The 5296-nt window shown below is 61.8% G+C and carries 6 protein-coding genes; all 6 read left to right on the top strand.

The window, feature by feature from the left end; genetic code table 11:
* Positions 1-774, top strand: a 774-nt coding sequence (locus tag EN932_RS28315; RefSeq protein ID WP_128369238.1) for an amino acid permease, incomplete at its 5' end; no start/stop codon positions are given.
* 13 nt (positions 775-787) lie between these two features.
* Complete coding sequence (locus tag EN932_RS28310; RefSeq protein ID WP_128369237.1) at positions 788-2002, top strand: arginine deiminase; 1215 nt, start codon at positions 788-790, stop codon at positions 2000-2002.
* Between the two features lie 16 nt (positions 2003-2018).
* A complete protein-coding gene (argF, locus tag EN932_RS28305) occupies positions 2019-3020 on the top strand; it encodes an ornithine carbamoyltransferase (protein WP_128369236.1) in 1002 nt (333 codons plus the stop codon).
* 1 nt (position 3021) lies between these two features.
* Entirely contained in the window at positions 3022-3942 is a 921-nt protein-coding gene (gene arcC, locus EN932_RS28300; protein WP_127367113.1) for a carbamate kinase, read from the top strand.
* Between the two features lie 181 nt (positions 3943-4123).
* On the top strand, positions 4124-4948 hold the full coding sequence (locus tag EN932_RS28295) for a universal stress protein (protein ID WP_128369235.1): 825 nt from the start codon (positions 4124-4126) through the stop codon (positions 4946-4948).
* A 58-nt stretch (positions 4949-5006) separates the two neighbouring features.
* The gene (locus tag EN932_RS38125) at positions 5007-5183 is read left to right on the top strand and encodes a hypothetical protein (RefSeq protein WP_164755451.1); all 177 of its coding nucleotides are present in this window, start codon (positions 5007-5009) and stop codon (positions 5181-5183) included.
* Positions 5184-5296 lie beyond the last annotated feature (113 nt).

Raw genomic sequence — 5296 nt, 5'->3', positions numbered from 1 at the left:
GTCTTTTCCGGTCGTGCAGAGCGCCGCAAGGACATCGCCACAGCGACAGTTCTCGGCTTCTTCACCTGCCTCGCGCTCTACGCCCTGGTGTCGCTGCTGTCGCTCGGCATCCTCAACCAGCCCGAACTCGCCGCACTGAAGAATCCATCGATGGCCGGTGTGCTGGAGGCGATTGTCGGCCCTTGGGGCGCCATCCTGATCAACATTGCGCTTGTCGTGTCCGTGATCGGCGCCTTCCTGAGCTGGACACTGCTTGCGGCCGAAATTCCGCACGTCGCCGCCAAGGACGGGACGATGCCGAAATTCTTCGGCGGCGAAAGCGACCGAGGCGTACCCTCGATCTCGCTCCTGATCACCAACCTGCTCGTCCAGGCCTTCCTGGTGATCACGCTCTTCGCGCAAAGCACCTATCAGGCGCTGTTTTACATCGCGTCGGCCGCAATCCTGGTTCCTTACATCTTTTCTGGAGCTTACGCGGCCAAGCTCGCGCTGACGGGCGAGAGCTACGAGAGCGGCGAGCAGCGCGCCGGTCCGCTTTTTGCGGGCTTGCTGGCAACGGTCTACGGGCTGTGGCTCGTCTATGCAGCGGGGCCGGCATACCTGTTCATGTGCGCGATCCTCTATGCGCCCGGCATCATCTTCTACATCTGGGCCCGGCGCGAAACCAGTCAGCGCGTGTTCCATCCTGTCGAAGCAGCACTAGCCGCAGCCCTTGTCGCCGTCGCCATCCTCGCCGTTTACGAGATGTGGACCGGTGCCGTCAGCCCGCTTTGAATGGATTGGTTCGATGACGAAGCTGGGTGTTCATTCCGAAGTCGGCCGTCTGCGCGAGGTGATGGTCCACCGTCCCGACCTCAGCCTGCGCAGGCTGACACCGGAAAACTGCAAGGCGCTGCTCTTCGACGACGTGCTGTGGGTCAAGCGGGCTCGCCAGGAACACGATGTCTTCGTCGATGCGCTGCGCGAACGCGGCGTGCTGGTGCATTCCTTCGGGGAGCTCCTGGCTGAGACAATGAGCCTGACCAAGGCACGCGACTGGCTTCTCGACCGCCGGGTTCATCCCGGCGTCATCGGGCTCGACATGGTCGACGAGCTGCGCGGATGGCTCAACGAAATGCCGTCACAGCTGCTTTCGTCTTACCTTGTCGGGGGCATTGCGCGGGCGGAGCTTCCTTTCGAGCCGAAAGGCCTGACCGGAAGGACGCTCGCGCCCCAGGATTTCGTGCTGCCGCCGCTGCCGAACCAGCTTTTCACCCGTGACAGCTCGTGCTGGATCTACGGTTCGGTTTCTGTCAATTCGATGTACTGGCCTGCCAGACGCCCGGAAGCGGCCAATGTCGAAGCCGTCTACCGTTTCCATCCCCACTTTCGCGACAGCGGCATTCCCTTTGTTTCGCCGGATCTGGGAACAGGCACGAGCCTGGAAGGCGGTGATGTGATGCCGGTCGGTGGCGGAACAGTTCTCGTCGGCATGGGAGAGCGCACCACGCCGCAGGCCGTGGGCGACCTCGCCCGTAACCTCTTCGCGGCTGGTGAGGCCACGCGCGTGATTGCCGCCTTGATGCCCCGCGACCGCAGCTTCATGCATCTCGACACCGTCTTCACCTTCTGCGATCGCGACCTTGTCACCTTGTATCCGCCGGTTGTCGACCGGCTGCGCACCTTCTCGCTGCGGCCGGGCGATGGCGAGGCGGCGGTCGAGGTCACCGATGAGACAAAGCCGTTCACGGCCGTAGTTGCTGAAGCCCTTGGACTGAAATCACTGCGGATCATCGCCACCGGCGGCGACCGCTACGAGGCTGAGCGCGAGCAATGGGATGACGGCAACAATGTCGTTGCGGTCGAGCCCGGCGTGGTCATCGGCTACGACCGTAACGTCTACACCAACACGCTGCTGCGCCGCTCCGGGATTGAAGTGATCACGGTCGAAGGCGCCGAACTCAGCCGCGGCCGCGGCGGCGGGCACTGCATGACCTGCCCGATCGTCCGCGACCCGATTTGACCCGAAAGGAATCCCGATGTCGATCAACCTTCATGGCCGCTCCGTCCTGACCCTGGACGACCTCACCGCCGACGAGATCCGCTTTCTTCTGAAGCTGGCCGCCGACCTCAAGGCGGCCAAGCTCGCCGGTCACGAGATCCCGCGTCTTGTCAGAAAGAACATCGCTCTGATCTTCGAAAAGGATTCGACGCGCACTCGCACGGGATTCGAAGTTGCGGCCTATGACCAGGGTGCGCACGTCACTTATTTCGGCCCTACCGGCAGCCATATCGGCCACAAGGAATCCATGAAGGACACCGCTCGCGTGCTCGGCCGCATGTATGACGCGATCGAGTATCGCGGCTTTGGCCAGCACCAGGCTGAATTGCTGGCCACATATGCCGGCGTGCCGGTCTACAACGGGCTTACCGACGAGGCGCATCCGACGCAGATCCTCGCCGATTTCATGACCATGCGGGAATTCACCCACAAGCATCTTTCGGACATGACCGTCACCTTCGTCGGTGAGGGCCGGGACAATGTCGCGCTGTCCCTCGCCCTGGGAGCAGCCAAGGTCGGCATCGACATGCGCATCGCCTCGCCAAAGGAACTCTGGCCGGACGAGGAGTTCTGCGCTCATGTCAGGGACCTGGCGGAACGCAGCGGCGGCCGCTTCCGGCTCGACGAGGACGTCACGAGCTGCGTCCAGGACGCCGACTTTGTCTACACCGACGTGTGGATGTCGATGGGCGAAGACAAATCGGGCTGGGCCGAGCGTATTCGTCTTTTGACGCGCTACCGCGTGACCAGCGAAGTGATGGCTGCCGCCGGCAACCCTCACGTCAAATTCATGCATTGCCTGCCGGCGTTCCACGACACAGAGACCGAGATCGGCGCCTTCGTTGCGAAGGAATACGGTATCGACTGCATGGAGGTCACTGACGAGGTTTTCGAGTCGGCTGCGTCCATCGTCTTCGACCAGGCCGAAAATCGGATGCACACGATCAAGGCCCTGCTTGTGGCAACAATCGGCAACTGAGATGCTCATCGTTGTTGCACTCGGCGGAAACGCATTGCTGCGCCGTGGAGAACCGATGACAGCCGGTAACCAGCGCGCCAACATCGTGCGCGCCGCGGCTGTATTGGCGAATCTGGTCGACGCAGGGCACTCGATTGTAGTCACTCACGGCAACGGTCCGCAGGTAGGACTTCTGGCCCTGCAGGCAGCGGCGACTTCGGATGGCCGCACATTTCCACTCGACGTGCTTGGCGCCGAAAGCGCAGGGATGATCGGCTACGTCATTGAACAGGAACTCGGCAACCTCCTCAAAAAGAAGCTTTTTGCTACCCTGCTGACACAGGTGAAGGTCGACCCGCACGATCCGGCTTTCGCTCACCCGACGAAGCCTATCGGCCCGGTCTACGACGAGGCAACCGCACATAGGCTTGCCAGCGAGCGCGGTTGGCAGATAGCGCCCGATGGCGACAAATGGCGCCGTGTCGTGCCCTCACCCAGGCCGCTGGAAATCCTGGAAGCGTCTGTAATCTCGTTCTTGGTCGAGCGCGGCGTGATCGTCATCTGCACCGGCGGCGGCGGTGTTCCGGTGATTGCCCGGGACGACGGCACGCTTTGCGGCGTCGAAGCAGTCATCGACAAGGACCTGGCAAGCTCGCTGCTTGCCCGCCAGTTGAAAGCTGACATGCTGCTCCTGTTGACCGATGTCGACGCCGTTTATGTCGACTACGGAACGGCAGCCGCTCGGGCGCTTCGGCGCGTGACCCCCAAGGAGCTATCCGGGAAGAATTTTCCGGCCGGCTCCATGGGACCGAAGGTCAGCGCTGCAATCGAATTCATTGAAGCGACAGGCCAGCCCGCTGCAATCGGCAAGCTCGACGACGCCGTCGAAATTGTGACGGGCGAGCGCGGCACCTGGTTCGAAGCCAGCTGGAGCGTGGATTGATGCGTTTCAAAGCCGTGTGGCCGCGTAGTGCCATGGGTGGTGTCAGTATCAGGCTTCGCTTCGGACCATCCCGGCGTTGCGGCGGTCCATGACGATGTGGGCCTGATGGATTGGCAAGATATGCAGGCTTTGATGCGTATCAAGGCGCAATCCGGCGATAGATATCATCGGAGGCACGGCAATGACCTTTAACACCATCATGGTTCAACTCGACGTCGATTCCCCGGCAGCGCCGCGAACGACCTATGCGCTGGAGTTGGCGCGACGCTTCGAAGCTACCCTGATCGGTTTTGCGGCGGCCGATTCATATGTGTTTGTTCCAGGCGACGATGGCGGCGTGGCGGCAGCCGAAATCATGCGGCAACGCCGCACGGATATCGAGGATCGCCTGAAGACTCTGAAGGAAGAATTCCTCAGTGTCGTCGGTGGACAAGATGCCTCCTGGCGCGAGGAGATCGGCGATCCAACACGTCTGCTGGCGATGCATGCACGCGCCGCCGACCTCATCGTGACCGGGGCTCCCGCACGGGGCGTTCCCAGCGACCGCCACCGGATGGTCGATCTCGGAACGTTGGTGCTGTCGGCCGGACGGCCCGTGTTGCTTGCGGCTGACAAGGTTGCACCGCTTAAGTCCGAAAATGTTCTGGTGGCTTGGAAGGATACCCGCGAGGCGAGGCGCGCGGTCACCGATGCAATGCCCTTTTTGACCGGTGCACAACATGTCCTTGTGGCGACGATCGAGGAACAGAACATGACGAGCGCACGCGAAAGTGTCGGGGACGTGCTCCGCTTCCTGATGAGACATGGCGTCAAGGCAAGATCGGAGGTTCTGAACGTCGGCCAAGCGGACGCTTGCGAAACCGTATCCGAAGTCGCCCAGGCGATGGGTGCCGACCTTGTGATCGCGGGCGGCTACGGCCACAGCCGTATCCGCGAATGGGCGTTAGGCGGCATGACCCGCTCCTTGCTGAAGCAAGGGGCAATTAACCGGCTGCTCTCGAACTGACCCAACGGGAGCAGGAAGCGATACGCAGAATCGAGGCGAAAGCGAACGGGAGTCCAGAATGGCAAAGAGAACGGACAAGGTCGAGGTTGGCATGGATCTGGCCGCAAGGTGCCGCGTTACCGAAACTTGGCAAGACGATCTGGGGGACCAGTGGGCCACGGTTCTGATCGAGGGCCACGATATCCCGGTCACACTCAAGGTAGTCCACTTTTACCCGTTCAATGACGGCAACTAGCGCGTGACGAGAGTATATGGCGGCGCGACTGTCGGACCTGATCTCTTGAAGCCGCAGCTGGATTTGTGGAAAGCCGTTGGCGGATGAGTCATACGGTCTGGCGGCTCTAAGAG

Source organism: Mesorhizobium sp. M7A.F.Ca.US.002.01.1.1, assembly GCF_004022955.1.
Lineage (GTDB): Bacteria > Pseudomonadota > Alphaproteobacteria > Rhizobiales > Rhizobiaceae > Mesorhizobium > Mesorhizobium ciceri.
This window is presented reverse-complemented; position numbering and strand designations above follow the sequence as displayed.

Bases quoted from the DNA above. Each gene is read 5' to 3' on its own strand.
- EN932_RS28310 (WP_128369237.1), top strand. From the start codon at position 788: ATGACGAAGCTGGGTGTTCATTCCGAAGTCGGCCGTCTGCGCGAGGTG.
- argF (WP_128369236.1), top strand. From the start codon at position 2,019: ATGTCGATCAACCTTCATGGCCGCTCCGTCCTGACCCTGGACGACCTC.
- arcC (WP_127367113.1), top strand. From the start codon at position 3,022: ATGCTCATCGTTGTTGCACTCGGCGGAAACGCATTGCTGCGCCGTGGA.
- EN932_RS28295 (WP_128369235.1), top strand. From the start codon at position 4,124: ATGACCTTTAACACCATCATGGTTCAACTCGACGTCGATTCCCCGGCA.
- EN932_RS38125 (WP_164755451.1), top strand. From the start codon at position 5,007: ATGGCAAAGAGAACGGACAAGGTCGAGGTTGGCATGGATCTGGCCGCA.